Origin of the sequence: Actinoplanes teichomyceticus ATCC 31121 (assembly GCF_003711105.1) — a bacterium.
GTDB classification, from domain to species: Bacteria; Actinomycetota; Actinomycetes; order Mycobacteriales; family Micromonosporaceae; genus Actinoplanes; species Actinoplanes teichomyceticus.
Map to the genome: position 1 here is coordinate 3,546,279 of NZ_CP023865.1, position 26,713 is coordinate 3,572,991.

Annotated in this window: 24 protein-coding genes and 1 pseudogene; 19 read left to right on the top strand and 6 right to left on the bottom strand. The window is 73.7% G+C overall.

All coding sequences use genetic code 11. The annotated features are described in order from the left end of the window. The first annotated feature begins 41 nt into the window (after positions 1-41). The 10 genes from ACTEI_RS15660 to ACTEI_RS15705 all read left to right on the top strand — a co-directional run bounded on the left by ACTEI_RS15660 (position 42) and on the right by ACTEI_RS15705 (position 12,963). A complete protein-coding gene (locus ACTEI_RS15660) occupies positions 42-1,115 on the top strand; it encodes a ParB/RepB/Spo0J family partition protein (RefSeq protein ID WP_203723867.1) in 1,074 nt (357 codons plus the stop codon). A 663-nt stretch (positions 1,116-1,778) separates the two neighbouring features. After that, a complete protein-coding gene (locus ACTEI_RS15665) occupies positions 1,779-4,235 on the top strand; it encodes a helix-turn-helix transcriptional regulator (RefSeq protein WP_122978343.1) in 2,457 nt (818 codons plus the stop codon). Positions 4,236-4,433: 198 nt separating this feature from the next. Next, the gene (dpgA, locus tag ACTEI_RS15670) at positions 4,434-5,537 is read left to right on the top strand and encodes a 3,5-dihydroxyphenylacetyl-CoA synthase DpgA (protein ID WP_122978344.1); all 1,104 of its coding nucleotides are present in this window, start codon (positions 4,434-4,436) and stop codon (positions 5,535-5,537) included. Beyond that, the gene (gene dpgB, locus ACTEI_RS15675) at positions 5,534-6,199 is read left to right on the top strand and encodes an enoyl-CoA-hydratase DpgB (protein WP_203723866.1); all 666 of its coding nucleotides are present in this window, start codon (positions 5,534-5,536) and stop codon (positions 6,197-6,199) included. Before dpgA ends, dpgB begins: the two co-directional genes overlap by 4 nt. Further along, positions 6,196-7,497, top strand: a complete 1,302-nt coding sequence (gene dpgC / locus ACTEI_RS15680) for a (3,5-dihydroxyphenyl)acetyl-CoA 1,2-dioxygenase DpgC (RefSeq protein ID WP_122978346.1) — start codon at positions 6,196-6,198, stop codon at positions 7,495-7,497. Before dpgB ends, dpgC begins: the two co-directional genes overlap by 4 nt. Before the next feature lie 37 nt (positions 7,498-7,534). Continuing rightward, positions 7,535-8,332: an enoyl-CoA-hydratase DpgD gene (gene dpgD, locus ACTEI_RS15685; protein ID WP_122982173.1), complete on the top strand. Its 798-nt coding sequence runs from the start codon at positions 7,535-7,537 to the stop codon at positions 8,330-8,332. 38 nt (positions 8,333-8,370) lie between these two features. Continuing rightward, positions 8,371-9,732, top strand: coding sequence for a cation:proton antiporter (locus ACTEI_RS15690; RefSeq protein ID WP_122978347.1), 1,362 nt, complete (start codon positions 8,371-8,373; stop codon positions 9,730-9,732). Beyond that, a complete protein-coding gene (gene folE, locus ACTEI_RS15695) occupies positions 9,729-10,325 on the top strand; it encodes a GTP cyclohydrolase I FolE (RefSeq protein ID WP_122978348.1) in 597 nt (198 codons plus the stop codon). The genes ACTEI_RS15690 and folE overlap by 4 nt, the downstream gene beginning before the upstream one ends. Before the next feature lie 137 nt (positions 10,326-10,462). Continuing rightward, positions 10,463-11,809, top strand: coding sequence for an aminotransferase-like domain-containing protein (locus ACTEI_RS15700; RefSeq protein ID WP_239082751.1), 1,347 nt, complete (start codon positions 10,463-10,465; stop codon positions 11,807-11,809). Between the two features lie 35 nt (positions 11,810-11,844). Beyond that, positions 11,845-12,963, top strand: coding sequence for a prephenate dehydrogenase (locus ACTEI_RS15705; protein WP_203723865.1), 1,119 nt, complete (start codon positions 11,845-11,847; stop codon positions 12,961-12,963). A gap of 256 nt (positions 12,964-13,219) precedes the next feature. On the opposite strand, the gene ACTEI_RS15710 is transcribed toward ACTEI_RS15705, so the two are convergent. Next, positions 13,220-14,758 carry an MBL fold metallo-hydrolase gene (locus tag ACTEI_RS15710; RefSeq protein WP_122978351.1) on the bottom strand — a complete coding sequence of 513 codons (1,539 nt, stop codon included), beginning with the start codon at positions 14,756-14,758 and terminating at the stop codon, positions 13,220-13,222. 74 nt (positions 14,759-14,832) lie between these two features. Next, positions 14,833-15,120, bottom strand: a complete 288-nt coding sequence (locus ACTEI_RS15715; RefSeq protein ID WP_122978352.1) for a chorismate mutase — start codon at positions 15,118-15,120, stop codon at positions 14,833-14,835. Between the two features lie 300 nt (positions 15,121-15,420). Between ACTEI_RS15715 and ACTEI_RS15720 the strand changes: the two genes are divergently transcribed. The 4 genes from ACTEI_RS15720 (at position 15,421) to ACTEI_RS15735 (ending at position 19,485) form a co-directional block, all read left to right on the top strand. After that, positions 15,421-16,170 (top strand): siderophore-interacting protein, encoded by a 750-nt coding sequence (locus tag ACTEI_RS15720; RefSeq protein WP_239082750.1) that lies wholly within the window; start codon positions 15,421-15,423, stop codon positions 16,168-16,170. A 280-nt stretch (positions 16,171-16,450) separates the two neighbouring features. After that, positions 16,451-17,506, top strand: coding sequence for a 4-hydroxyphenylpyruvate dioxygenase (hppD, locus tag ACTEI_RS15725; protein WP_122982174.1), 1,056 nt, complete (start codon positions 16,451-16,453; stop codon positions 17,504-17,506). After that, positions 17,503-18,597 carry an alpha-hydroxy acid oxidase gene (locus ACTEI_RS15730; protein ID WP_122978354.1) on the top strand — a complete coding sequence of 365 codons (1,095 nt, stop codon included), beginning with the start codon at positions 17,503-17,505 and terminating at the stop codon, positions 18,595-18,597. Before hppD ends, ACTEI_RS15730 begins: the two co-directional genes overlap by 4 nt. A gap of 135 nt (positions 18,598-18,732) precedes the next feature. Continuing rightward, complete coding sequence (locus ACTEI_RS15735) at positions 18,733-19,485, top strand: thioesterase II family protein (RefSeq protein WP_122978355.1); 753 nt, start codon at positions 18,733-18,735, stop codon at positions 19,483-19,485. A 108-nt stretch (positions 19,486-19,593) separates the two neighbouring features. Here the strand turns inward: ACTEI_RS15735 and ACTEI_RS36990 are convergent, their stop codons facing one another. Beyond that, a complete protein-coding gene (locus ACTEI_RS36990; RefSeq protein WP_164465972.1) occupies positions 19,594-20,082 on the bottom strand; it encodes a hypothetical protein in 489 nt (162 codons plus the stop codon). Between ACTEI_RS36990 and ACTEI_RS15740 the strand changes: the two genes are divergently transcribed. Together ACTEI_RS15740 and ACTEI_RS15745 are read left to right on the top strand one after the other, a co-directional pair. Further along, on the top strand, positions 20,068-21,684 hold the full coding sequence (locus ACTEI_RS15740) for a helix-turn-helix domain-containing protein (protein ID WP_164465973.1): 1,617 nt from the start codon (positions 20,068-20,070) through the stop codon (positions 21,682-21,684). The genes ACTEI_RS36990 and ACTEI_RS15740 overlap by 15 nt on opposite strands. A gap of 256 nt (positions 21,685-21,940) precedes the next feature. Next, positions 21,941-22,453, top strand: coding sequence for a DUF4440 domain-containing protein (locus ACTEI_RS15745; protein WP_211344350.1), 513 nt, complete (start codon positions 21,941-21,943; stop codon positions 22,451-22,453). On the opposite strand, the gene ACTEI_RS15750 is transcribed toward ACTEI_RS15745, so the two are convergent. Beyond that, complete coding sequence (locus ACTEI_RS15750; protein ID WP_122975831.1) at positions 22,437-23,330, bottom strand: IS5 family transposase; 894 nt, start codon at positions 23,328-23,330, stop codon at positions 22,437-22,439. The genes ACTEI_RS15745 and ACTEI_RS15750 overlap by 17 nt on opposite strands. Positions 23,331-23,449: 119 nt before the next feature. Beyond that, positions 23,450-23,869, bottom strand: coding sequence for a hypothetical protein (locus tag ACTEI_RS15755; protein ID WP_203723858.1), 420 nt, complete (start codon positions 23,867-23,869; stop codon positions 23,450-23,452). A gap of 124 nt (positions 23,870-23,993) precedes the next feature. On the opposite strand from ACTEI_RS15755, the gene ACTEI_RS38960 reads away from it, so the two are divergent. After that, positions 23,994-24,128 (top strand): VOC family protein, encoded by a 135-nt coding sequence (locus ACTEI_RS38960; protein WP_262384866.1) that lies wholly within the window; start codon positions 23,994-23,996, stop codon positions 24,126-24,128. 31 nt (positions 24,129-24,159) lie between these two features. Here ACTEI_RS38960 and ACTEI_RS15760 read toward each other — a convergent pair whose 3' ends face one another. Beyond that, positions 24,160-25,101, bottom strand: coding sequence for an alpha/beta hydrolase family protein (locus ACTEI_RS15760; RefSeq protein WP_122978357.1), 942 nt, complete (start codon positions 25,099-25,101; stop codon positions 24,160-24,162). Positions 25,102-25,211: 110 nt separating this feature from the next. Here ACTEI_RS15760 and ACTEI_RS15765 point away from each other — a divergent pair. Continuing rightward, a pseudogene (locus ACTEI_RS15765) lies at positions 25,212-25,535 on the top strand (MerR family transcriptional regulator); the annotation flags it as partial. A 214-nt stretch (positions 25,536-25,749) separates the two neighbouring features. Next, positions 25,750-26,712, top strand: a complete 963-nt coding sequence (locus ACTEI_RS15770; protein WP_122982176.1) for a metal ABC transporter substrate-binding protein — start codon at positions 25,750-25,752, stop codon at positions 26,710-26,712. Position 26,713 lies beyond the last annotated feature (1 nt).

The following is a 26,713-nucleotide window of genomic DNA, read 5'->3' on the forward strand; positions in this document are numbered from 1 at the left end:
GCCCGCAAGGCGTACCGCATGAGCCGGCTGGGCTCCCTGTCGTGCCCGCCCTCATCGGGGCCGCCCGCACGCACGTGCGTGTCGGCGGTGCCTCCAGCGCGCGCGTCACCAGCTTAGGAGCTGCATTGACACCTGACGAAGAGGCCCTCAACCGGCAGCCCATCATGGAGATGGAGATCAGTTCACTCAGCCTCGGCGGATCGCCCCGGCTCGCCGGGGGCGATCCGGTGCACCTGGAGGCCATGGTCGCGGCGCAGGGGGAACTGCCGCCGATCGTGGTGCACCGCCCGACCATGCGGGTCATCGACGGCTCGCACCGGATCCAGGCGGCCCTCCGGCGTGGGGAGACGACGATCGCCGGTCGTTTCTTCGACGGCTCCGACGACGAGGCGTTCGTGATGTCGGTGTGGCTCAACGTCTCGCACGGCCTGCCGCTGGCCCTGGCCGACCGCAAACGCGCGGCCGAACGCATCGCCGTCTCGCATCCGCAGTGGTCGGACCGCCGCGTCGCCGCGGTGACCGGTATCTCGCCGAGCACGGTGGCCGACATCCGCCGGCGGGTGGCCGGCACCTCGGCGCCCGAGGCCAGCCGGATCGGTCAGGACGGCCGGGTCCGCCCGCTGGACTGCAGCGCGGGCCGGCTGCTTGCCGGGCGGCTGATGGCCGAGAATCCCGCCCTGTCGCTGCGGCAGGTGGCCAAAGCCGCGGCGATCTCTCCGGAGACGGCCCGCGACGTCCGCAATCGGCTGCTCAGCGGCGCTGAGCTGGTGCCCAACCGGCGCCCGCGAGACGCCGCGCCGGTGGGGGTGAAGGGCGGCCGGGACCGGCGCCCGCTGAACCTGATCCGCTCCGGAGACCGGCCGGAACCCGTCCCCGACCACGCCGTCGTCATCAACCGGCTGATGAGCGACCCGGCGCTTCGGTACACCGATACCGGCCGTAACCTGCTCCGCCTTCTGAGCCTGCACACCCGCTGGGCGAAGGAGTGGGAGGCCATCGTCGACAACCTGCCGCCGCACTGCGCCGACGCGGTGGCCGACCTGGCTCGCCAGTTCGCGGACCTGTGGGCCGACTTCGCCAGCCGGGTCGGCCCGGAGGAGCGGATGGCGAGCTGACCGCGCGCCGCGCCCGGACAGTACGGGCGCCGGCCCCGGCTGCGGCATCCCCAGCGTGCCGCCCGGTGCCGGGGCCGCGGCGTCCACCGTCTCGCTTCTGCCACCGTGCCGCGCCGGGTCGCTTCTGCGGCCGTGCCGGACCGCGCCGCTTCTGCCGTTCCGGCGAACCGGCCCGCTTCTGCGGCCGTGCCGGATCGGGCCGCTTCTGCCGCCTGTCCGACCGCGTGGCTTCTGTCGCCCCGCCCGGCCGCCTGGGTTCTGCCGTCCTGTCCGGCCGCCTGGGTTCTGCCGCCTGTCCGACCGCGTGGCTTCTGTCGCCCCGCCCGGCCGCCTGGGTTCTGCCGTCCTGTCCGACCGCCTGCTTCCGCCGCCGTGTCCAACCGGCCGGAACCGGCGGTTGGACACGGCGGCAAGCCTCGGCCGGCGCCGGGTGTCCCACCAATAGGCCATCGACAAGGGGCTATATCACAGTCGTAAAGTTTTTGAAGTCGTGGGCTGAACTATGTCACAGGCAACTTTGAGCTCGCTCCGTCCCCCGGGGGAGGGGTTCTGAGCTGCGGAAAATCGTCGGTTGTCCGATAGTGATCGGCCTTTCCTTCGTTCGGGGCGCTTCGGTAGGGTTCGATCTCGTGTGGTAGCGGGATTGCTCGGCCGGGGGGGCCCGTGACACTGCGTAAACATCAGTTGGAATTGCTCCTGTTCGACGAGGTTCACCGGGCATCAGCGCGTGGCGAAGGTGCGGTGCTGCTCGTCAGCGGCGCGGTGGGCACCGGGAAGACCGCGCTGCTGCAGGCGATGGCCGCGCGTGCCGGCCGCCGGGGCGGCTGGTCGTTCGTGGTCACCGGTTCGGCCCGCGAGCGCGGGCACCCGTTCGGCGTGCTGGACCGCCTGATCCGGTCGATGTGCGCGGCCGGGATGGCCGAGCCGTTCCCGGGCGGCATGGACTGCGGCGAGAACTTCTTCGTGATGATGGACCGGGTGGGCGCCGCGATCCGGGAGTTCGCCGGCGACCGGCCGGTGCTCGTCGGTATCGACGACGTTCACTTCGTCGACGAGCAGTCGCTGCGGGCCGTCAGCTACCTCATCCGGCGGATCGAGTCGAGCGGTGTGGTGCTGGTGCTCAACGAGAGCACCTCGTACGAGCGTGACATGGCCGGTCTGCGCGCCGAGATGCTGCACCTGCCGTTCTGCTACCGGATCCGGCTCACCCCGCTGACCTCCACCGAGGTCGCCGAGCGGCTGAGCGAGCGGTTCGGCGGCGTGCCCGACCGGGCGTCCGTGCAATTCGGCGTGCAGGTCAGCGGGGGGATCCCGCTCATCCTGCAGGCCCTGATCGACGATCTCGCCGACTCCGGCCCGGGCGTGTGCGAGCCGGGCGCCAACTTCCGCCAGGCCGTGTTGCGCAGCCTGCACCGGTGCGCGCCGTCGACCACCGCGGTGGCCCAGGCCATCGCGGTCCTCGGCGACTACGCGGCGCCGGAGCTGGTCGCCGAGCTCGGCGGTGTGGACGCCGCCCTGATCGAGGAGAGCATCCGCGACCTGCGGGAGATGGGCCTGCTGGAGCACGACTGGTTCCGGCACCCGCACACCCGGGCCGCGGTGCTGGCCGGCATCCCGGTGCCGCAGCTGCCCGAGATGCACCGGCGCGCCGCGGAGCTGCTGCATCAGAGCGGGGCGCCGGCCGGCGCCGTGGCGGAGCACCTGATCGCCGCGCAGGACGGCGGCCGGGCGCCGTGGCGGGTGGTCATCCTGTCGGAGGCGGCCCGCGAGGCGCTGGCCGCCGGCGACGTGGACAGCGCGGTGCTGAGCCTGCGACATGCCGTCGCGGCCAGCTCCGACGAGACGCAGCGGGCGCACGCGGGCGTGCTGCTCGCCGAGGCGCAGTGGCACACCGACCCCAGCCGGGCGGCGCGCCGCCTGGGCGAGCTGAGCCAGGACGCGCGGGCCGGCCGGTTCACCGGCCCCGACACCCTGATCGCGGTCAACCAGCTGCTCTGGTGGGGCGAGTTCGCCGAGGCCGACGAGCTGCTGCGGCTGGCCGGGGACGAGGAGTGCGGCGACTCCAGCCTCGCTCACCTGTGGGCGATCTTCAGCCGGGCCGCCGGGGGGACGGAGATCTGCGACGAGCACACCCCGTCCGGCGGCTCGCCGCTGGCGCGATCCGGTCCGATGGCCGTGGTCACCTACCTGAGCTCGGCGGCGAGCCTGGCCTCCGAGAGCGTGGCGGCCGATCGCACCGAGATGCTGCTCGGCATCCGGGCCGGCGCCCCGCTCACTCCCGCCCTGTACGCCCTGGTCGTCCTGGTGCAGTCCGGCCGGCTGGAGGAGGCGATCACCTGGTGCGGTCGCCTGCTGAAGGAGGAGTGGATCCACCGGACGCCGATGCGGCGGGTGATGATCCAGACGATCGAGTCGGTGGCCATGCTCCGGGCCGGCGACAGCGCGGGCGCCCTGCGGGGCATCCGGGAGGTGTTCGACGCCGTTCCGCCACCGGCGTGGGGCGTGGTGGCGGGCCTGCCGCTGTCGGTCGCGGTGCGGGCCAGCACCGAACTGGGCGACACCCATGCCGCCCGGTCGTACCTGGCGGTCCCGGTGCCACCGGCGATGTTCGACACGCCGTTCGCGCTGCCGTACCTGCTGGCGCTCGGCTGGTACCACCTGGCCATGGGCCACCCGGAGAGCTCGCTGAGGCACACCCGGTCGTGTCTGGACCTGACCGCGCGCTGGGGCGTCGACGCGGGGCGGATCACCGCCGGGCCGGCCGGGCTGGACGTGTCCCGGCCGTCGCCGCCACCGGCCGCGGACCGGGTGGACGCGGGCCACCGGACCCCGGCCGCGGTCCGGGAACCGGCGCCGGATCAGCGGGAGGCCACGCCGGTGCCGCCGCACGCCGGCCCGGACCCGGCGGAGCCCGCGGCGGCGCACCGCGGAGCCGAGGACGGCGCCAGGCTCACCGACGCGGAACAGCGGGTGGCCGCGCTGGCCGCCGCCGGCAACACCAACCGGCAGATCGCCGAGCGCCTGTTCATCACCGTGAGCACCGTCGAGCAGCATCTCACGAAAATCTATCGGAAGCTGAATCTGCGCAGCCGTTCCGGGTTGCGGCGATACAGCCACTGATCATCCCGCGGCGGGCGTGTCGCCGATTCCGCAGCCGATCCCGGGACGGGCGGTTGGACGCGGTTTGACGTCCATGAATTGGCGTCCATACCGTCGCGGTGTCGGTTCTTCGAAAGATTCTCGGAGGTCAGCGATGTCCGCGGAAAAGGTCAAGGAACTGGTACGCAGTAAGCGCCGGATGTGGGGGTGGATGTACCGATGACGGCCACCCTCGAACGCGCTTCCGCCTCGCCCGTCGGCATCCCGCCGGCCATCTCCCGGATGGTCGGGGTGGGCACCGCCGTCGCCGGGACGACGGTCTCCCAGCCGGCATTGCTGGATCTTCTCGGCATCGAGGACCCGAAGATCCGCTCGATCTACCTGAACAGCGCCATCGGCACCCGCCGCCTCACCCTGCCGGAGCCCGACGCGTCCGGCGTGCGCCGCCCCGAGCCGCAGGGCGCGCTGCTGGCCAAGCACAAGCGCCTCGCCGTCGAGATGGGCGGGCAGGCGCTGCAGGCCTGCCTCAAGAACATCGGCGCCTCCCTCTCCGACCTGCGGCACCTGTGCTGCGTGACGTCGACCGGCTTCCTCACCCCGGGCCTGAGCGCCCTGATGATCAAGGAACTCGGCATCGACCCGCACTGCAGCCGCTCCGACATCGTGGGGATGGGCTGCAACGCCGGCCTCAACGCGCTCAACGTCGTCGCCGGCTGGTCCGCCGCCCACCCCGGCGAGCTCGGCGTGGTCCTGTGCACCGAGGCGTGCTCGGCCGCGTACGCCCTGGACGGCACCATGCGCACCGCGGTGGTCAACAGCCTCTTCGGCGACGGCGCCGCCGCCCTGGCGCTGATCAGTGACGCTCCCGGGCAGTCGAGGCCCGGACCGCGGATCCTCAAGTTCGCCAGCTTCCTGATCACCGACGCGATCGACGCCATGCGCTACGACTGGGACAGCGACCTGGGCCGGTTCAGCTTCTTCCTGGACCCGCAGATCCCGTACGTCGTCGGCGCCAACGCGGAGACCGTGGTGGACCGCCTGCTCGCCGGCACCGGCCTGCGCCGCCGTGACATCGCGCAGTGGCTGGTGCACTCCGGCGGCAAGAAGGTGATCGACGCGGTCGTGGTCAATCTCGGACTGACCCGCCACGACGTCCGGCACACCACCCGGATCCTGCGCGACTACGGCAACGTCTCCAGCGGCTCGTTCCTCTTCTCCTACGAGCGGCTGGTCGAGGAGGGCGTCACCCGCCCCGGAGACTACGGAGTGCTGATGACCATGGGCCCCGGCTCGACCATCGAAACGGCGCTGGTCCAGTGGTGACCGCGGCCGGCGTCGACGACCTGGTGCTGCGGATCGACGGGAGCGAGCCGGTCACGCCGGCCACCGTCGAGGCGGTGCTGGGCATCTGTGATCGGGCCGAGGACGGGTACGCCGCCGGGCTGCTGACCGTCCACGTCTCGGGCGTCCCGGCTCCCGGCTGGACGAGCGACCTCAGCGTCGGCCTGACGACCAAGTGGGAGCGCGCCGTCCGCCGGCTGGAGCGCCTCGGCCTGCTCACCGCCGGGGTGGCCACCGGCGACTGCGGCGGCGCGGCGCTGGACCTGCTGCTGGCCACCGACGTGCGGATCGCCGTCGCCGGCGCCCGGCTGGTCGTCCCGGTGAGCGGCGACGCGACCTGGCCGGGCATGGCGCTGTACCGGCTCGCCCGGCAGGGCGCCACCGCCGGGCTGCGCCGGGCCGCCCTGCTCGGCACCCCGCTCGACGCCGCTCGGGCGGTGGCGGCCGGGGTGATCGACGTGGTGGTGGACCGGCCCGAGCCGGCGCTCGCCGAGATCGCCGCCGCGGCGGCCGGCATCACCGGCACCGAGCTGGCCATCCGGCGGCAGCTGATGCTCGACGCCGCGGAGCACAGCTTCGAGGAGGCGGTCGGCTCGCACCTGGCCGCGTGCGACCGGACCCTGCGCCGGGCGGCGGCGTCATGACGGTGACCGCCGTGCCGCGCGACCTCGGCGCCGACCGCAAGCGCCTGGCCGAGGCCGCGGCCCGCGCCGACCGGCTGATCGCGGCGCTGCCCCCGCCCAGCCGGCGGACGGCGCAGCAGCGGGCCGAGGCGGCGGCCGCCCACGACGCGGCGCGCCGCCTGCGGGCCGGGTTCCTGAACGCGTACGCCGACCGCGTCTACGACGAGCTCACCGAGGACCGCACCCGGTTCCTGCGCATCGACGAGCTGGCCGAGGCCGCGGCGTACGCGTTCCCGGGCCTGGCGCCCACCGCGCAGCAGCTGGCCCGGGAACGCTCCCGCCCCCAGGCCGACCAGGAGGGGCTGGAGATCGACCAGGGCATCCTGCTGCGGGCGGTGCTGCGGTCGCCGCGCTCGGGCCGGCACCTGATGGAGGCGATGCTGCGCCCCACCCCGCGGGCGTTGCGGCTGCTCGCGGAGTTCCGGCGCACCGGCGTGCTGCAGACCGAGGCGGTCCGGCTGGAGCGGCACGAGCAGGTGGCCGAGCTCACCCTGTGCCGCGACGACTGTCTCAACGCCGAGGACGAGCAGCAGGTCGACGACATGGAGACCGCCGTGGACCTGGCCCTGCTCGACCCGGCCGTACGGATCGGCCTGGTCCGCGGCGGCGTGATGAGCCACCCGCGGTACCGGGGCCGCCGGGTGTTCAGCGCCGGGATCAACCTCAAGGCGATCAGCGCCGGCCGGATCTCGCTGACCGGCTTCCTGCTCCGCCGCGAACTGGGCTACCTGCACAAACTGGTGCGCGGGTTGTCCGACGACGACCCGCAGCGGTGGACGCCGCCGGTGGAGAAGCCGTGGGTGGCCGCTGTCGACACGTTCGCCATCGGTGGCGGCTGCCAGCTGCTGCTGGTCTTCGACCACGTGCTGGCCGCCTCGGACGCGTACCTGAGCCTGCCGGCGGCCCGGGAGGGGATCGTCCCGGGCGCCGGCAACCTGCGTCTGGGCCGGATCGCCGGGGCCCGGCTGTCGCGCCAGGTCATCCTGGCCGGCCGCCGGATCGCCGCCGCCGAGCCGGATGCGCGCCTGCTGGTGGACGAGGTGGTGCCGCCGGAGGAGATGGACGAGGCGGTGCGGCGCTGCCTGGCCCGGCTGTCCGGCGACGCCGTGGTGGCCAACCGGCGGATGATCAACGTGGCCGAGGAGCCGCTCGACGCGCTGCGCGTGTACCTGGCCGAGTTCGCGCTCGAACAGGCGCTGCGCATCCACGCCGGCGACGTGATCGACAAGGTGGGCCGGTTCGCGGAGCGGTCGGCGTGACCGCCGGGCGGCATCCGGCCGCGACCGGGTGTCCAGCGTGACCGCGGCCCGGGTGCGGTACCACAGGACCGGCCACGTCGCCCGGGTCACGCTCGACCGTCCCGACGTGCTCAACGCCATGGATCTGCGGATGCACGAGGAACTGGCGCGGATCTGGGACGACATCGAGGCCGACGACCGGATCCGGGTCGTGGTGCTGACCGGCGCCGGGGACCGCGCGTTCTCGGTGGGCCAGGACCTCAAGGAGCGTGCCCGCCGCGACGCGGCGGGCACCCCGGGGTCCAGTTTCGGCAGCCGCGGCCAGCCCGGCTGGCCGCGGCTCACCGAGCGGTTCGGGTTCAGCAAGCCGGTGGTCGCGCGCGTCGACGGGTACGCCCTCGGCGGCGGCTTCGAGCTCGCGCTGGCCTGCGATCTGATCATCGCATCGGACCGCTCGGTGTTCGGGCTGCCGGAGGTGCGGCTCGGGCTCGTGCCGGGGGCCGGCGGCGTGTTCCGGCTGGTCCGGCAGCTGCCGCAGAAGACGGCGATGGGCTACCTGCTGACCGGCCGTCGCTTCGACGCGGCGACCGCGCTCCGGTTCGGGCTGGTCAACGAGGTGGTGCCGGCGCAGCGGTTGGACGCTTGCGTGGACGGCTGGGTCGATGATCTCGTCACAAGCGCGCCACTGTCGGTCCGGGCGATCAAGGAAGCCGCGCTGCGCTCGGTCGACCTGCCGCTGCCGGACGCCTTCACCGCCACGTACCGCTGGGAGCAGCGGCGCCGCGCCAGCGCGGACGCCGTCGAGGGGCCCCGGGCGTTCGCCGAGCGCCGGGCGCCGCGCTGGTCCGGCACCTGACGTGCACCGGCCCGTTCGATCGTGAGGAGCGCCGTCCGATGTCCTTCGAAGCGCCGCCGTCGTCACTGGGCGGCCATGCCCTGCTCGCTTTCCTGATCGCGGTGGCGACGCTGCTGCTGGTCGCCCACCTGCTGGCCCGCCTGGCGGAACGGGTGCGGATGCCGGCCGTCGTGGGTGAGCTGGCCACCGGCGTCATCCTGGGCCCGTCCCTGCTGGGCCACCTGCTGCCCGGACTGACCGACTGGGTCTTCCCGCCCGGCACCGACCAGATGCACCTGCTCGACGCGGTAGGTCAGATCGGCATCCTGCTCCTGGTCGGACTCACCGGCACCCACCTGGACGTCGCCATGGTGCGGCGGCGCAAGGCCACCGCCGCGCGGATCAGCCTGGGCGGCCTGCTGCTGCCGCTGGCTCTCGGGGTCGGCGTCGGCTACCAGCTGGCCGGCTGGCTCAGCGGCGCCGTGGTCGGTGACCGGCTGGTCTTCGCCGGATTCATGGGCGTCGCGATGTGCGTGACAGCCATCCCGGTGATCGCCAAAACCCTCTCCGACATGCGGCTGCTGCACCGCGACGTGGGCCAGATGACGCTGGCGGCGGGCACCATCGACGACGCGGTCGGCTGGTTCCTGCTGTCCGTGGTGTCGATGGCCGCGACCGCCGGGCTCACCACCGGACACGTCGTCCAGGCGGTCGCCTACCTGCTCGGCTTCGTCGTCCTCGCGGTTCTGCTCGGCCGGCCGCTGGTCCGCCGCGTCATGCGGCTGGCCGACCGCGGCGAGGGATCCGGCTCCAGCATCGTCACCGCGGTCGTCGTCGTCCTGACCGGCGCGGCGATCACCCAGGCGCTGGGCATGGAGCCGGTCTTCGGCGCCTTCGTGGCGGGCATCCTGGTCGGGCTGCCCGCGGCGGCGAACCAGGCGAAGCTGGCGGCGCTGCGCACGGTCGTGCTCAGCGTGCTGGCGCCGCTCTTCCTCGCCACGGCCGGCTTCCGGATGGACCTGACCGCGCTGGCCGACCCGCAGGTCGCGATCGCCGCGGTGCTCGTGCTGGCCATCGCCATCGTCGGCAAGTTCGCCGGGGCGTACGCCGGGGCCCGCCTCAGCCGGCTGTCCCGCTGGGAGGGCCTGGCGATCGGCGCCGGGATGAACTCGCGCGGCGTGGTCGAGGTGGTGGTGGCGCTCACCGGCCTGCGACTGGGCGTGCTGAACACCGCCACCTACACGATCGTCGTCCTGGTCGCCATCGTCACCTCGGTGATGGCCCCGCCGCTGCTGCGCTACGCCTGTGCCCGCATCGCCCAGAACGAGGACGAGCGGCTGCGCAAGCTGCACCACGACACCTGGAACGGCGTCCCGGCCGGCGCCGGCCAGTCCCCCTCACCCGCAGGAGAGCAGGCATGACCGTCACGGCGAAGCACGTCGGGAACACCCGGCCGGCGCCCGACCTGGCGACCGCGACCGCGGCCGCGGCGACCTTCCTCGACGCGCTCGGCGTCGACCTGAGCCCGGAGAGCCTGCAGGAGACCCCGGCCCGGATGGCCCGGGCGTACGCCGACCTGCTCACCGCCCGCGAGTTCAAGCTCACCACGTTCGACAACGACGAGGGCTACGACGAGCTGGTGATGGCCCGCAACATCCCGATCCGCTCGGTGTGCGAGCACCACCTGCTGCCCTTCATCGGCGTCGCGCACGTCGGCTACCTGCCCGCCGCCCGCATCCTCGGACTGTCCAAGCTGGCCCGGGTCGTCGAGATGTTCGCGCACGGCACCCAGGTGCAGGAACGGCTGACCAAGCAGATCGCCGACTGGCTGATCAAGGAGCTGGAGCCGAACGGGGTGGGCGTGGTGATCGAGGCCGAGCACCTGTGCATGACGTTGCGCGGGGTGCAGGCGGTCGGCGCGAACACCATCACCTCGTCCATGCTCGGCGTGCTGCGCGACGACGCGCGGTCGCGCGGCGAGTTCCTGGCCGCCGCCGGGCTGGGCGGGCGCTGAGCCGGCCGGTCGCCGGTGTGCTTTCCGGGCGCGCCGCCGGCCGGGCGCAGTCGACAGTCAGTTGGACAGATTGTTTCGCCGGCTCCGCGCGTGTGATCGTGGCCGCACCGGGAGCTCCGTTGGCAGGAGGAAACGCCGTGGAATCGTCTGCGCTGCGCAAGTCGGAATTGCATCCGAGCATTTCGGACCCGGTTCTGGACACGATGAATTTCCTCAACGAGGTGACCCTGCGCTATCCCGAGGCGATCTCGTTCGCGCCGGGCCGCCCGTACGACGGCTTCTTCCAGACCGAGGAGGTCCTCGCCCACCTGCGCCGCTTTCTCGACCACCTGGCCGACCAGGGCGCCTCGCCCGCGCAGGTGCGCACGGCGGTCTACCAGTACGGCCCGACCGCCGGCCAGATCCGCGAGATCATCGCCGACTCGCTGCGCCGGGACGAGGGGATCGACGTGCCGGCCGAGTCCATCGTGGTCACCGTCGGCGCGCAGGAGGCGATGATGCTGGTCGTCCGCGCGCTGATCCGTGACCCGCGGGACGTGCTGCTGGTGCCCAGCCCCTGCTACGTGGGCATCACCGGGGTGGCCCGGCTGCTCGACGTGACGCTCGGCCCGGTGCCCGAGTCGCCGGACGGCTTCTCCCTGGAGAACGTGGCGGCGGCGATCCGGGCGCAGCGGGCCGCCGGGCGCCGGCCGCGAGCCTTCTACCTGGTGCCCGACCACGCCAACCCGTCCGGCACCACGCTGTCCGAGTCGGACCGGGCCGGGTTGCTGCACCTGGCCGCGAAGGAGGATCTGCTGATCCTGGAGGACACCCCGTACCGGCTGGTCAGCCCCGGCGAGCCGGTGCGCACGCTGAAGGCGCTGGACCGCCGCCGCTCGGTGGTGCACCTGGGGTCGTACTCAAAAACGATCTTTCCGGGCGCGCGGGTGGGCTTCGCCGTGGCCGACCAGACGGTGGTCGGCGACGACGGCCGGACCGGCCTGCTCGCCGACGAGCTCTCGAAGATCAAGAGCATGGTGACGGTCAACACCTCGTCGCTGAGCCAGGCGGTGGTGGCCGGCGCGCTGCTCGCGGCCGGCGGCCGGGTCTCCGAGCTGAACGCCAAGGCGGCCGGGCACTACGGCGACGCCATGCGCCGGGTGCTCGACCGGCTCGCCGACCGGTTGCCCGCGGCGCGGCGCGCGGAGCTGGGCGTGCGGTGGAACGAACCCAGCGGCGGCTTCTTCCTGAGCCTGACCGTCGGGTTCGAGGCCGACGACGCGGCGCTCACCCGGTCCGCCGAGCAGTTCGGCGTCATCTGGACCCCCATGCGGTACTTCCACCCGGACGGCGGTGGCCGCCGGGCGATCCGGCTGTCGGTCAGCTATCTGTCGCCGGAGGAGATCGACGAGGGGATCACCCGGCTGGTCGCGTTCATCGAGGCCGAGACCCGCCGGCACCGGGCCCGTCCCGGCACCCTCCCGGCGGGGCACGGCGCGGTGTGACCGCGGCCGGGCGACGGTAGCTGGAGGCGGTCGACGTGCGCACTCTTCTCGTGATCGGAACCGGACTGATCGGTACGTCGGTGGCGCTGGCCGCGCGTCGCGCCGGGGTGGCGGTGTTCCTCGCCGACCGCGACGTCGCCGCGGCCCGGGTCGCCGAGGCGCTCGGCGCGGGCCTGGCCGAGCCGCCCCGCCGGCCGGTGGATCTCGCGCTCGTCGCGGTGCCGCCCGCCCAGGTCGGCCCGGTGCTGCGGGACGCGCAGGCCAATCGCGCGGCGCACAGCTACACCGACGTGGCCGGGGTCAAGGGGCAGCCGGAACGCGACGTCCTGCGGCTGGCCAGCGACCCGGCGTCGTACGTCGGCGGGCACCCGATGGCCGGGCGGGAACGTTCCGGCCCGCTGGCCGCCACGGCCGACCTGTTCGCCGGCAAGACCTGGGTGCTCACCCCGAACGAGCGCACCGGCGCCGCGGCGCTGGAGCGCGCCACCACGCTCGCCGAGATCTGCGGTGCGGCGCCGGTGCGGCTGGACAGCCGGGCGCACGACACCGTGGTGGCGCTGACCTCGCACGTCCCGCATCTGATGGCCAGCCTCACCGCGGCCCGCCTGCTGCACGGGCCGGCCGCCACCGAGGCGCTGGTGGGCCAGGGGGTCCGTGACGTCACCCGGATCGCGGCCGGCGACCCGGCGCTGTGGACCGACATCGTCCGGTCGAACGCGCCGGCGGTCGCCGCCGTGCTGCGCGGCGTCCGCGACGACCTCACCCGGCTCCTCGCCGCCACCGACATCCTGGCCGGCCACCACCCGGGCGGGCGGGCCCAGGCCGAGCACACCGTCACCGACCTGCTGGAGCGAGGCGTCGCCGGGGCGGCCCGGACCCGGCCGCCCGCCGGGGCGCCGGAGGGCTTCGCCGTGCTCCGGGTGGTCCTCGACGGCCGCCCCGGCAGCCTGGCCCGCCTGCTGGAGGCGGTCGCGGCGCACGGCGGCAGCGCGCGCCGGGCCGGCGCGGCGCCCGGACCGGATGCCGCCCTGGCCGTCGATGTGGAGCTACCGGCGGCCGGGGCCGACGCGGCGGCGGCCGCGCTCGCCGCGGCCGGCTGGGCGGTCAGCCGCCCCGGCCTCGCCTCCGCGGCGCGCCGAGGGCCGCACCGCTGAGCCGTCCCGGACCCGTCCGACTGCTGATCGCCACCGGTTGGACACCGGCGCCCTCCGCGGCGCCGGGACCGCGCCGTCCCGGTACGCCGCGCCGGCCACCGGGCGGGCGGGCCGGGGCGCGGTGGCGCCCGGCGGTCCCGGTACGCCGCGCCGGCCACCGGGCGGGCCCCGGCGCGGTGGCGCCCGGCGGTCCCGGTACGCCGCGCCGGCCACCGGGCGGGCCCCGGCGCGGCGGCGCCCGGCGGTCCCGGTACGCCTACCAGCGCCACTCGCGTCGGTGCAGCAGGCGCTCGGCGGTGATGCCGCGCTCCCGGCACCAGCCGAGGAACTCGTCGATCTGCGTCCGGCGGCCCGGGTCCCGGTGGCCGGCGGCCGCCATGACGTGACGCTGCCAGGGCTGTTCCCCCATGACGTAGACGTAGCCCTCGTCCGCGCCGAGCTCCTGCATGATCGCGGCGGCCTGCCGTGCGTCGCAGCCGGAACGCCCGCGCGTCTGGCCCGCCGGCCGGGCCGGTGGCGCGTTGTCCCGTCGCATACCGAGGAACGCGAGGTCCACCCGGCCGAGCTGCCGGCGCATCAAGCGGTACGCCACCGGATCGACGCCCGAGGAGTCGGCGCCGACGAAGACGCTCGCCCCGGCCAGCTGCACCAGGTACGTCGACTTGGCGCGGACGTCCGGCTCGCCGTGCTCGTCCAGGAACGGCGCGGCGACCACCCGGCCACCGGGGAACGGCACCTCGTCGAAGTCGTCCACCTCGATCACCGGGAAGCCCAGCGCCCTGAGACACCGGCCGATCGACGGATCGTGCAGGTTGCCGCGCGAGGACCGGGGAACCACCATCGCGCCGATCCGGGAGCGTAGTTGCAGCAGCGTCTCCAGCACCACGTGGTCCGGGCGGCCTTGCGTGATGACCGCCAGGTCGATGTGGTCCGGCAGGTCGTCGAAGGTGTACCGGTCACCGTGCCGGTTGTCGGCGCTGATGAACGGATCGGTGATCACCGCGGCCTCCGGCGTCTGGAACAGCAGGCAGGCGTGCCCGAAGAAGCGGATCCGGCCACCCGCGTCGAGGTGCCGCTCCGGTGCGGTGCCGGGCTCGGTGGTCAGCAGCGCCCGCAGCCGGCCGGCCCGGGTGTCGTCGAGCTCCAGCGCCTCGCGCAGCCGCGACAACGTGGTGGGCCGCAGCCGGGCCGCGAAGAGTTCGTCCAGGCCGGCGTGCCGGAACGGGACCGCCAGGTCGAGCGCCCCGGGCCGGGGCAGCCGTGGCGTGCCGAGGATGCCGGGCCGCTCGGCGCCGTCGTCGAGCGACAGCCGTACCGACTGCCGGCGCTCGTCGTAGTACCGGCTGTCGTATGCCAGCGATTCGAGGACGCGGATCGCCGGCTGCCGGCCCGGGCCGGACACCGGCTGGACCAGGCCGTGCAGCGCGGCGGGCAGCCCCGGGTGCGGCGGCGTGCGGCCGTACCGCTGCAGCAGGTCCTCGGCCTCGGTCACGGCGGCCGCGAGCCCGAGCATGTCGGCCCGGTCGCGCTTGATGCCGTCCAGCAGCGCGGCGATCTCCATGCCGCCTGTCTCGTCGAGCTCGGCGAGGTGTCCGCCGGTCGGCGCCGGGCCGGCCCCGGCCGCCGCGCGCGCCCGCGGATCGCGCAGGTACGACTCCAGCAGCGGGACCTGGAAATCGGCGAGGTGCAGGGCCGCCGGGACCGGGGCCACGGTGTGCAACCAGGCGTAGAACCGGTCGACCAGTGGCTCGATGATCGCGTTGGAGCGGAGCCGGACCGGCTCGTTGACGCCCATGTGGTCCTTCCCTCGGGTGGTCGGCCGTCCGGCGGTTCCCGGCCCGGGCGGCCCGCGGCGGCGCCGTCGTGGTCTCAGAGCCGGCCCCGCCCGGCGCGCAGCACGAGCAGGCCCAGCTGCGTTCCGTCGCTGCCGCCGATGCCGGCCCGGAACCGTCGCAGGATCTCGGTCTCCCGGGACAGGACCAGGCGTGTCCCGCCCTCGGCGAGGCGGACCGCGCCGACCTGGCGGGACAGCTCGGCGCGCTCGCGCCACAGCGCGATGATCGCCGCGTCGATCTCGTCGATGCGGGCGCGCATCCGCGCGATGGACTCGGCAGGAGGCGTCTGCCGGGGTTCGGTGATCGTCTCTTCCGGGGCCATCGTGATCTCCCATGACGTGGCGGTGCGGCCTTCGATGGCGATGGATCGGTCGGAGATTAGCAGCGGAATGCGCCGTCCGGCGATTGTCCATCAGAATTGAATCCATTGCCGGATGCCTGTCGCAAAGGGCGCGGAAATCGGTTGTCCAACTGTCATGACCGGCGCCGTCGGCGGTTCACTTACGATTGCCGGACTTCCGTACCCCGCCGGGGAGTCGCACGCATGTCCGGACACGTATTGGCCGCGCACCGTCCGATCGTCGCATTGTCGGCCCGGCGGCTCACCAGGATCGCGCCGAGAATGACCAGGCTGGTCGCGGATGGGCCGGGGGTCCGCCGATTCGTGCCGGACGGCTGCACCGACGCCTTCGTCCGCGTCGTCTTCCCCCGGCCCGGCGTGCGCTACCCGCCCGGCCTGGACCCGCGCCGGATCCGCGCCGAGCTGCCCCGCGCGGACTGGCCCCGCACCCGCACCTACACCGTGCGGCGCCTCGACCCGGTGGCCGCCGAACTGACCATCGACTTCGTCGACCACGGCCCGGCCGGGCTCGCCCCGCCGTGGCTGGCCGCGCTGCGGCCCGGCGACCCGGTCCTGGTCCAGGACGCCGGCGGCCGGTACCGGCCGGACCCGCGGGCCGGCTGGCACCTGCTGGCCGGCGACGAGACGGCGCTGCCGGCCATCGCCGTGACGCTGGCCGCCCTGGCGCCGCGGGCCCGGGCGGTGGCCCTGGTGGAGGTGGACACCGCCGCCGACGAGCTGCCGCTGTGCAGCGCCGCCGATGTCGACCTGCGCTGGGTGCACCGGTGCCGGGGCGGCGATCTGGTCGAGGCGGTGCGCGATCTGCGGTTCGCGCCCGGCGCGGTCCAGGCGTTCGTGCACGGCGAGGGCGGGGCCGTCCAGCACCTGCGCCGCCACCTGCTGCGGGACCGCGCGGTGGCGCCGCGGCTGCTGTCGGCCTCCGGGTACTGGCGCCGCGGGTTGGACGACGAGCAGTGGCGCGCGCGCAAGGCCGCGATGGCGTCGCCGGTCCCCGCCGCGGGCGGCCGGTGAGCGCGCCGTCGTGGCCGGTTCTCGGTTGGACGCCCGTTGTCGGGGATCGACGCCCGTGCCACCCTGATCGGCAGCGAATGCCGTACGGAATTGTCGTCGCCGCCGCCGCGGAATCGATGCCGACCGGGCGCGCGACATCGCGGCCGTGCCGGGGAATTCCGGCGTACCGACGAGGCGGGGACGACGGGCGCGTAATCGAAAAGAAAGGGCCGCGCTGGCCGCGGGTCTCGTCGAGTTCCAGGAGGAGAAGACCGATGAGTAATCGAGCGGGGGAGTGACGATGACCGGCCACTTCCAGGACCTGACCGTCGACCACGTACGGATCTACTGCGCGGACCTCGACCCGTTGATCGCCCAATTCGGCAGCTACGGCCTCGACGTGCGGGCCGAGGGCGTCGGGCCGGGCGCGGAGCACTCGGTCGTTCTCGGGCACGGCGACATCCGGCTGGTGCTGACCCGGCCCGGCACCGGCGACCACCCCGGCGGGATGTACACCGCGCAGCACGGCTACGGCGTGTCCGACATCGCGCTCGGTACGGCCGACGCGGCCGGCGCCTTCCACGAGGCGGTCCGGCGCGGGGCACGGCCGATCGCCGCCCCCGAGCGGACCGCCGGCGTGGTCACCGCCTCGGTCGCCGGCTTCGGCGACGTCATCCACACCTTCGTCCAGCGCGAGCCGGGAGGACCGTGGTCGCTGCCGGGGCTGAACCCGGTGCACCGGCCCGGCACGCCCGGCATCGGCCTGCGGCTGGTCGACCACTTCGCGGTGTGCGTCGAGGCCGGCCGGCTCACCGAGGTCGTCGAGCACTACGAGCGGGTGTTCGGCTTCTCGGCCATCTTCACCGAGCGGATCGTGGTCGGCGAGCAGGCGATGGACTCCCAGGTCGTGCAGAGCGCCGGCGGGGCCGTGACGCTCACCGTGATCGCGCCGGACACCACCCGCCGGCCGGGGCAGATCGACACCTTCCTCAAGGACCACGGCGGCCCGGGGGTCCAGCACATCGCGTTCGAGACCGACGACGTGACCCGCTCGGTCGGCGCCATGAGCGACGCCGGCATCGAGTTCCTCACCACACCGGCCGCCTACTACGAGAGGCTGCGGGACCGGCTGCAGCTCACCCGGCACTCGGTCACCGAGCTGAGCCGGCTCAACGTGCTCGCCGACGAGGACCACGACGGCCAGCTCTACCAGATCTTCACCAAGTCCACGCACCCGCGGGGAACGCTGTTCTTCGAGATCATCGAGCGGGTCGGGGCCCGGACCTTCGGCTCCGGCAACATCAAGGCCCTGTACGAGGCCGTGGAGCTGGACCAGGCCGCGGCAGACGGCCGATGACCACCGCTGTGCTGCGGCTGGACACGGTCGACGATTTCCGGCTGCGCGCCGAGGCGACGCTGACCGCCGCGGTCCGTGACTTCGTGGCCGGCGGCAGCGACTCGGAGACCACCCTGGCGGCCAACCGGGCGGCGCTGGACCGGGTGACGATCGTCCCGCGGGTGCTGACCGGCGGGCCCGACCCGGAACCGGGCGCCACGCTGGCCGGGGCCCGCAGCGCGCTGCCGCTGGCCGTGGCGCCGATGGCGTACCAGCGGCTGTTGCACCCGGAGGGGGAGCTGGCGACGGCGCGCGCCGCGGCGGCCGCCGGTGTCCCCTTCGTGGTCAGCACGCTCAGCAGCGTCCCGGTCGGCGAGCTGGCCGCGGCCGGCGGCGAACAGTGGTTCCAGTTGTACTGGCTCAACGACGACCGCGACACGATGAACCTGGTCCACCGGGCCGAGGACGCCGGCTGCCGGGTGCTGATGGTGACCGTGGACGTTCCGGTGATGGGCCGGCGCCTGCGGGACATCCGCAACGAGTTCGTGCTGCCCGCCGAGGTGCGGGCGGCGAACGTCGCGTCCGGGGCGATGAGCGCGGCGCACGATCGCGCCGACGCCGGCTCCGCCTTGATCGCGCACACCAACCGCGCGTTCCATCCGGCGCTCACCTGGGCGCACCTGGAGGCGCTGCGCTCGCGGACCACCCTGCCGATCGTGGTGAAGGGCATCCTGGACCCCGCGGACGCCCGCCGCGCGGCCGAGATCGGCGCGACCGGCGTGGTGATCTCCAACCACGGCGGCCGCCAGCTCGACGGCGCGCCGGCCAGCGTCACCATGCTGCCCGCCGCCGTCGCGGCCGTCCCGGACACCTGCCAGGTGTTCGTGGACAGCGGCATCCGCAGCGGCACCGACATCCTGCGGGCGCTGGCGCTCGGCGCGCACGGTGTGCTGATCGGGCGGCCGATGCTGTGGGGGCTGGCGGCGGGTGGCGAGACCGGCGCCGCCGGGGTGCTGGCCGTGCTGGACGCCGAGTTGCGCGCGGCGATGCGGCTGGCCGGTTGCGCCGACGTCGCGGCGGCCCGGCGGCTGACCGCCACCACCGGGTGCTGATCGGCCGCGACGAGACGCCGACCGGCCGCGTTGGACGCTGACCGGCCGCGACGAGACGCTGACCGCCTGGTCGCGGCCGGGTGCCCGGCTGCCGGCGGGTCCGTCGGCCGTCCGGAGCGGCGGAGGGGGAGAGGAATGCCCGTACCTTGGTTCAGCGCGCCGCGCCCGCTCGCGGCCCCACGGTTGCGGCTGGTCTGTTTCCCGTACGCCGGGGGCAACGCCGCCACCTACCGCTCCTGGGCCGGACTCCTGCCGCCCGGGGTGGAGCTGGTCGCCGCGCTGCTGCCCGGCCGCGCCGAGCGCCTCGACGAGCCGCCCCTGGTGGATCTGGACGTGCTGCTGTCCGAGCTGGTGGCGGCGGCCGGCCCGCTGCTCGGCCCGGTCCCGCTGATCCTGTTCGGACACAGCCTCGGCGCGACCGTCGCGTACGAGTTCGGCCGCGCCCTGGCCACCGAGCACGGTTGCGTGCCCGCGGCCCTGCTGGTCTCCGGCGCCCCGGCGCCCCCGGTGCGCCGGCGCCGCACCGGCCGCGGCCTCTCCGACGACGACCTCGAACGGATCCTGGGCAAACGCACCGATCTCCCGGCCGGGTGGCTGACCGCCGAGCTCAAGCCGTTCGTGTTCCCGGCCCTGCGGGCCGACCTGCAGCTGCTCGACGGCTACCGCTGGCGGCCCGGCCCGCTTCCCGGCGTGCCGGTGGTCGCCTTCGGCGGGGATGCCGATCCGGACGTGTCCGCCGCCGATCTGCGGGCGTGGCAGCGGTGCACGACCGGCCCGGCCCGCACCCACGTGCTGGCCGGCGACCATTTCTTCATCGCGCACCAACCGTTCCGCGAGCTTCTCGCCGCCACGGTGGGCGAGTTCGCCGCCAGCCCGATCGCCCGGTGAGCCGGCAGCGGGCCGGCTGGCGCGTCCCCGGTCACCTCCGCCGCCGGCCCCGTGCGACGAGGCGGCAGCCGTCCCGCGGATCCCGGGACGGCTGCCGGCCGGCGGCTGCTAGAGGCAGTTCGTCACGGTGTAGCGGTTCGTCGGCGTCGACGGGAACCAGTCCGGAGTGATCGCCCAGGCGCCGGCGGTGCCGGGGGTGATGGTCGCGCACCAGCCGACATAGGTGAAGGTGCCGCTGTTGTTGACGGCGGACGAGGCCGGCGTCACCTTCGCGTTCGTCGTGCCGCAGTTGTTGTAGGTCACGTAGATGGTCGTGCCCGTGCCGTTGGGCTGCTCGACGGAGGTCCAGCAGGGCACCGCCGCGGTCGCGGCGCGGAGCTCGACGTGCGAACCGGCATCCGGCTTCTCCGTCGACGGACTGGCGGTCGCCGCTCCGCCGGTGACGAGTGTGGCGGCGAGTCCCAGCGTGGCCACTGCGGCGCCGACAACCTTGAGGTTCCTCATCTTGGACATGACAATCACCATCGTCGATGCTTCGATCGCACGGAAGGCACTCCAGCGGTCCTTGGGAGGCACATTCGGGTGTTCGGTGAGCATGTGCGGACCCACCGGCAGCGACTCGGTCTCACCCAGGACGACCTGGCCGAGCGGGCCGGGCTGGGAGTGCGCAGCATTCGCAACATCGAGGCGGGCCGGGTTCGTGTGCCCCGGCCGTCCACGGTACGGCTGCTCGCCGACGCCTTCGCGCTGACCGGCCCTGCCCGGGACCTGTTCTGCTCGATCGCCGCTGCGCCCCGGGCCGTGCCGGTGGCCCCGAGCGACCCGCCGGTCGTGCCGCGGCAGCTGCCCGCCGCCAGCCCGGCGCATGTCGGGCGCCGAGCCGCGCTGGCCGCCCTCGACCAGCTGCTGGTCACCCCGTGTCGGCTCGCGGTCGTGCAGGGCCCCGCCGGGATCGGGAAGAGCACGCTGGCGCTGCACTGGGCGCACCGCGTCGCGTCCCGGTTCCCCGACGGCCAGCTCTATCTGGACCTGCAGGGCTACGGCCCGGCCCCGGCCCCGCTCGGCGTGGCGGATGCGCTGTGCCGCCTGCTGGACGGGTTCGGTGTGCCGGCGGCGCGCATCCCCGCCGACACCGACGCCCGCGCCGCACTGTTGCGCAGCGTGACGGCCGACCGGAGCTTCCTGCTCGTGCTCGACAACGCGCGCGACGCCGACCAGGTCCGGCCGCTGTTGCCGGGCGCGCCGGGCGCCGTCACCGTCGTCACCAGCCGGGCCGACCACGCCGGCCTGGTCACGACAGCGGCCGCGCGCCTGGTGCCCCTCGGCCTGTTCCACGAGCGGGACGCCATCGACCTGCTCACCCACCACCTCGGCGCGGAGCGGGTGGCGGCCGAGCCGGCGGCCGTCTCCGCCATCATCGGGCGCTGCGCGCGGCTGCCGCTCGCCCTCGCGATCATCGCCGGCCGCGGCGCGGCCCGCGCCGACTTTCCGCTCAGCGAGCTGACCGGCGGCCCCTCGGTGCTCGACGAGCTCACCGGCGACGACGTCGGCGCCGACTTCCGGACCGTCATCTCCTGGTCGTACCGGCTGCTCAGCACGTCCGCCGCGCGGCTGTTCCGGCTGCTCGGCGCGGCTCCCGGCCGGGACATCGGCCCCGCCGCGGCGGCCAGCCTGGCCGGCACACCAGTGCGGGCGACCCGCCGCGACCTGCGCGAGCTCACCGCCGCGCATCTGGCGCACGAGCACCGGTCCGGGCGGTACCAGGTGCACGCGCTGCTCCGGTCCTACGCCGTCGAGCTGTGCTCCGGTCACGACCCGGCGTCCGAGCGGGACACCGCCCGGCGCCGGCTCGTCGACCACTACCTGCATGCGGCGTACGCCGCCGCGCCGCTGCTCGCGCCACGGCTGGCGCGGGGGCCGCTGCCGGCCCGGTGCGACGGCGTCACCGCCGAGCGGCCCGCCGACAGCCGAGCGGCGTTCGACTGGTTCACCGACGAGTACCCGAATCTGGTCGAGGTCCTGGCCCTGGCCCGCGACCTGGGCCTGCACGCCCATGCCTGGCAGCTGGCCGGCGCGGTGGGCGCGTTCCGGCACCGCCGCGGCCGATGGCACGACGTGATCGGACCGCACCGGGACGCGCCGGCCGTGGCCCCCGGCGACCCCATCGCCAGCGGCACTCCGGGCACGGGCTCGGCCTGATGTGCGACCGACATGCCAGGTGTACCCGCCAGGCGGGACGGCGCCAGGAGGCGGCTCTGACGCTCACCCGCCTCCCGCGCGACCGGGGTGGCGGGCCGGACGTACTGATGGACCTGTCGATCGACACCGGACGGCGAGCGCGGCAGCCCGGGATGTTCGCCACCCCGCCGTCTCCAGCCGTTCGGGACGCAGGCTTGACTTCGATCTCGGTTGAAGTTCTAGCGTCGGTCGCGTACCCGGCAGTGAGGAGCACACCATGGACAGGAGTACGCGACGGATCGCACTGGACGATCCAGCGGCCCGCGCGACCGCCGAGAAGGTCGCCGCGGCGTTGGCGGCGCAGCTGCAGCGAGCTCTGGACGGCTCGGACGCGGACGCGTACGACGAATGGTTCGCCGAGGACATCCGCTGGGGCAGCCCGTTCGGGCTGACCGTGACCGGATTCCGGGAGCTGAACACGATCCACCGCCGACTGATGAGCCGGCCGGCGGAGATGGCGGCGGCGCCGGCCTCACGGTTCGAGGTCGTCTCCGTCCTGGCCCCCGCGCCCGGAGTCGTGGTGACGCACCTTCGCCGGCAGGCGCTGGAGGCCGACGCCTTCTCCGAGATGGCGCTCTACGTGCTGGTCGAACGCGACGGCCGGTGGTGGCTGGCCGCCGCGCAGAACACGCCGATCGACCCGGGCGGCGCCGAGGCGTCCGGCGCCGGCCGGCGGCGTACCGGAGCGGCTAGGCCGCGTTTCGTAAAGGTCATCAGAGCCATTGGTTGATGACGGCGATGGTGACGGTGGCTTCGAAGCGGACGGCAAGCTTGTCGTACCGGGTGGCCATCGCCCGGTTCTGTTTGAGCTGGTTGATGCCGCATTCCACGGCGTGACGCTGCCGGTACACGACCGGGTCGAACGCCGGAGGACGCCCGCCCTTGGAGCCTTTGGCCTTGCGGTAGGCGTCCTGGTCGGCCTTGCTCGGGATGCACACCCTGATCCTGCGGCGGCGGGCGTACCCGCGATTGCCCCGGCTGGTGTACGCCTTGTCCGCCAGGACCAGATCCGGCCGGGTACGGGGCCGGCCACCACCGACCCGATAGACCTTGATGCGTTCCAGGACCTTGATGAACTGCGGGCTGTCACCCCGCTGACCAGCGGTGATCACCGTCGACAGCGTCTTACGACCCTGCTCACAGGCCAGATGGGTCTTGGTGGTGAACCCGCCCCGGGACCTGCCCAGAGCATGATCGCCGGGTTCGGCGAACACCCCACCCGGCGGTTCCTTCTGCAGGTCACCATCACGACGGGCACCCGCGGCATGCTGATGGGCACGGCTGATCGTGGAATCGACGCTCACCGCCCACTCGATGTCACCGGCGGCGTCGGCCCGGGTCTGGAGCCGGGCCAGGATCTTCGCCCACGTCCCGTCGCGCTGCCAGCGCCGGAACCAGCGATACAACGTCTGCCAGGGTGCGTACACCTCGGGCACGTCCCGCCACGGTGTTCCCGCCCGGACCCGCCACCGGATCCCATCGATGATCTGCCGTTTCGTCCATCGCGGCGGACGGCCTCGCCGTGGCTCCGCAGGCAGCGCAGGTTCCAGCACCGCCCACTGAACGTCGGTGAGATCGTGTCGCCTCGCTGCCGCTACCCTGGGCACGAGGTCTCCGGTGGTTCAGGTTTGCTTGGTCGCTAACCCGTTTACCGGAGACCTCACTTCGTATCGACAACCGCCACGCCGGGACACGTCACACCTCGCCCGCACTTACGAAACGCGGCCTAGTGGCAGAGGGTCAGCAGCTTGACGGCGGCGCAGCAGGACGCGGTCAAGGCGATCATGACGGCGAGGAGGGCGCGGACGACGATCGGACCGGCCCGACGGCCGTTCCAGGTGACCGGGACCAACTGCTCCACCACGACCGCGAGCAGCCAGCCGAGCAGGATCAGCGGGTAATACAGGTCCCAGATCTCGTCGGGGAAGGCGCTGGCGTTGCCGTTGCCGCCGTAGTTCGGGCAGTCGCGCACGTCGGTCGCCGGCCGCAGCGCCACCGTCAGCACGGTGACCAGGACGCCGCCCACCAGCAGCGCCCAGAAGCCGGCCAGCGGGGACCGGCGCTTGGCCAGCCCGGCCCGCTCACCCTCGAAGAAGAAGATCGTCGGCTCCCGGGGTCGCGGTGTCGGAGCCGCCGATGAAAGCACGTCCGCCCACAATGATCAAGGCGGCGACGGCCGGCACCGGCCGTCGGCGGGATGCCCGGCTCTGCTCGGACGCCGGGGTCCGGCCGGCGGCGGTGTCGCCCGGCCTCGCGCGCGAGGCCGGGCCGTGGACGCCTCGGCATCGGTCAGCCCTGACGTGTCGGTCTTCGTCGACGACGTCCACGCGGCCCTCTCCCGGGTGGGGGCGGCGGGGTGGGAGATCGTGCATCCGCTCGGCGTCTGCCGCGTGCCGGTCGTATGACGCGAGTCGGCCGGGCAGGCGGCGGCGCTGCTCACTTGGATTCGAGCCGGCCGAGCCGGTGGGAGTCACCGGCCAGGAGGGCCTGGGCGGTTCGCCAGCCGGTGTGGTCGACGCCGGTGACGTGGCGCAGGTAGGCGAGGGTGACCTGCTGGATGAGCGCGACCCGGTCCGGGTGCTCGTCGGTGGTCTCCGCCGCGTCGTAACCGGAGATGCCGCCGAGCGAGTGCTGGCCGCCGAAAACGGTCAGCAGGCTCCTGGCGCCGCGGGCCAGGGTGTACGGGTCGGTCATCCAGGACGCTCCGCGGGTGGACAGCGGGAGTTCGTCCTGGTCGCCGGCGACGACGAGCCCGGGTGCGGTGATGTGCGAGAAGTCCTGGTCGCGCAGCCAGGGTGCGACCTGGAGGGCGAACGGGGTCAGATCGTCGCCGCCGCGGCCGGCGGTGGCCAGCTGAATGCTCGCGATGACCCGGGAATCGGACAGGTCCCGCGCGATGCCGGTCATCGGATCGGCGACGCGCAGACCCACCAGGATGCCGGCGGTCTGGCCGCCGAAGGAGTGCCCGGCCGCGACGATACGACGATGGTCGGCCCGGCCGGTCAGCCCGGGCACCGAGGCCTCCAGAACGTCGAGTCCGTCGAGGATCCGTTTCATGTCCCGCACCCGGTAGAGCCAGAGGTGCGGCCTGCGGGACCGGTCCGCTGCGACGTCGAGGCGCCGGGAGTCCAGGTGGGTGGCCTGGACCACCACGAAGCCGTGGGCCGCCCAGTGATCGACCAGCGGTCCGTAGCCGTCGAGGTTCGATCCGTATCCGTGCGCGAACACCACCACCGGCAGGTTGGTGCCGGTGACCGGTGCGGAGACCCGCACCTGCAGGTCCCCGCCGCGCCGCGCCGCGGGCAGCACGATCGGCTTGACCGATACGGTCGCCGTGGGCGCGGGACCGGGGAGACCGGTGGTCCGATACGTGATCATGGGAGCTCCTTCCCGGCGGTGGGTCAGGCCGACCTACCGGCCGCAACTACGCTAGAACCTGACGTTGACGTCAGATTCAAGTCGCGTGCGCCACGTCGGAGGGAGTCCAGATGCGTATCGGCGAGCTGGCCGCCCGCACCGGTGTCAGTGTCCGGGCACTGCGCTACTACGAGCAGCAGGATCTGCTCAGCGCCGAGCGCGGTTCGAGCAGCCATCGCCGGTACCCCGAGAGCGCGGTCGACCGGGTCCAGCTGATCCAGCGGTTGTACCAGGCCGGGCTGACCAGCAAGACCATCGTCGAGCTGCTGCCGTGCGTCGTCGGTGACCGCGCCACCCCGGCGATGCTCGAGCGGCTGGCAGCCGAACGCGAGCAGATCGATCAGCGCATCACCGATCTCGTCCGAACCCGGGACCGGCTCGACGCCGTGATCAGCAACGCGACCGACAGCATGCTTACCGGCGCCTCCTGCCGTGACGGTGACGTATCCGGCCGGCGGCCGGGCACGAAGCCGCGGCGATCGGCGGGAGGGACCGTGCGGGAGGAACACGGCGGGGGCGAGGTGTGAACGCATCGTCACTTTGCCATTAGACGATAATTTTTGAAAACGATTACCGTTTTGCTCCTCAGTGACAGGAGTGAACGTCAGCATGGACAGGCAGCGCATCTTCCGGGCCGCGGCGACCGCGGCGGCCCTCACCGTGATCGCCGGGTGTGGTTCCGGCACGCCGGACGAGGGCGGGGCGGCCGCCGGCGGCGCCGCCCTCGCCGTCGTCGCCACGACGCCCGAGGTGGCGGACTTCGTCCGGAACGTCGGTGGCGCGGACGTCGCGGTGACGCAGATCATCAAACCCAACGTCGATCCGCACGACTACGAGCCGACCCCCGCCGACCTGCAGGCCATCGCCTCGGCGAAGGTGGTCGTCAAGAGCGGTGTCGGCCTGGAGGAGTGGCTCGACCGCACCATCGAGTCGGCCGGCTTCCGCGGCGCGGTCGTCGACTCCAGCCGGGGCGTGACGCTGCGCGAGGGGCACGAGGACGAGGGCGCGGCGGGGGGCCACGAGGGCGAGGACCACGACCCGCACATCTGGCACGACCCGCGCAACGCCAAGATCATGGTGGCCAACATCGAGGCGGGCCTGGCCGCCGCCGAGCCGGGGAAGGCGGCCGCGTTCCAGGCGAACCTGGCGCGGTACACCGCGGAGCTGGACCGGCTCGACGCGGACAACGAGGCCGCCTTCGCCAGGCTGCCGAAGGACGCCCGCAAGCTGGTCACCAACCACGACGCGTTCGGCTACTACGTGCAGCGTTACGGACTGGAGTTCGTCGGCTCGGTGATCCCCAGCCTGGACACGTCGGCCGAGCTGTCCGGCAAGCAGCTCACCGACCTGGTGGCGAAGATCAAGGCGACCGGCGCGAAGGCCGTCTTCGCCGAGAGCTCGCTGCCGCCGAAGACCGCCGAGGCGCTCGCCCGGCAGGCCGGCGTCGAGGTGGTCGCCGGCGAGGACGCGCTGTTCGGCGACAGCCTCGGCGAACCCGGCACGCCGGAGGGTACCTACCTCGGCGCGGAACGGCACAACACGCAGGTCATCGTCACCGCGCTGGCCGGCTGAC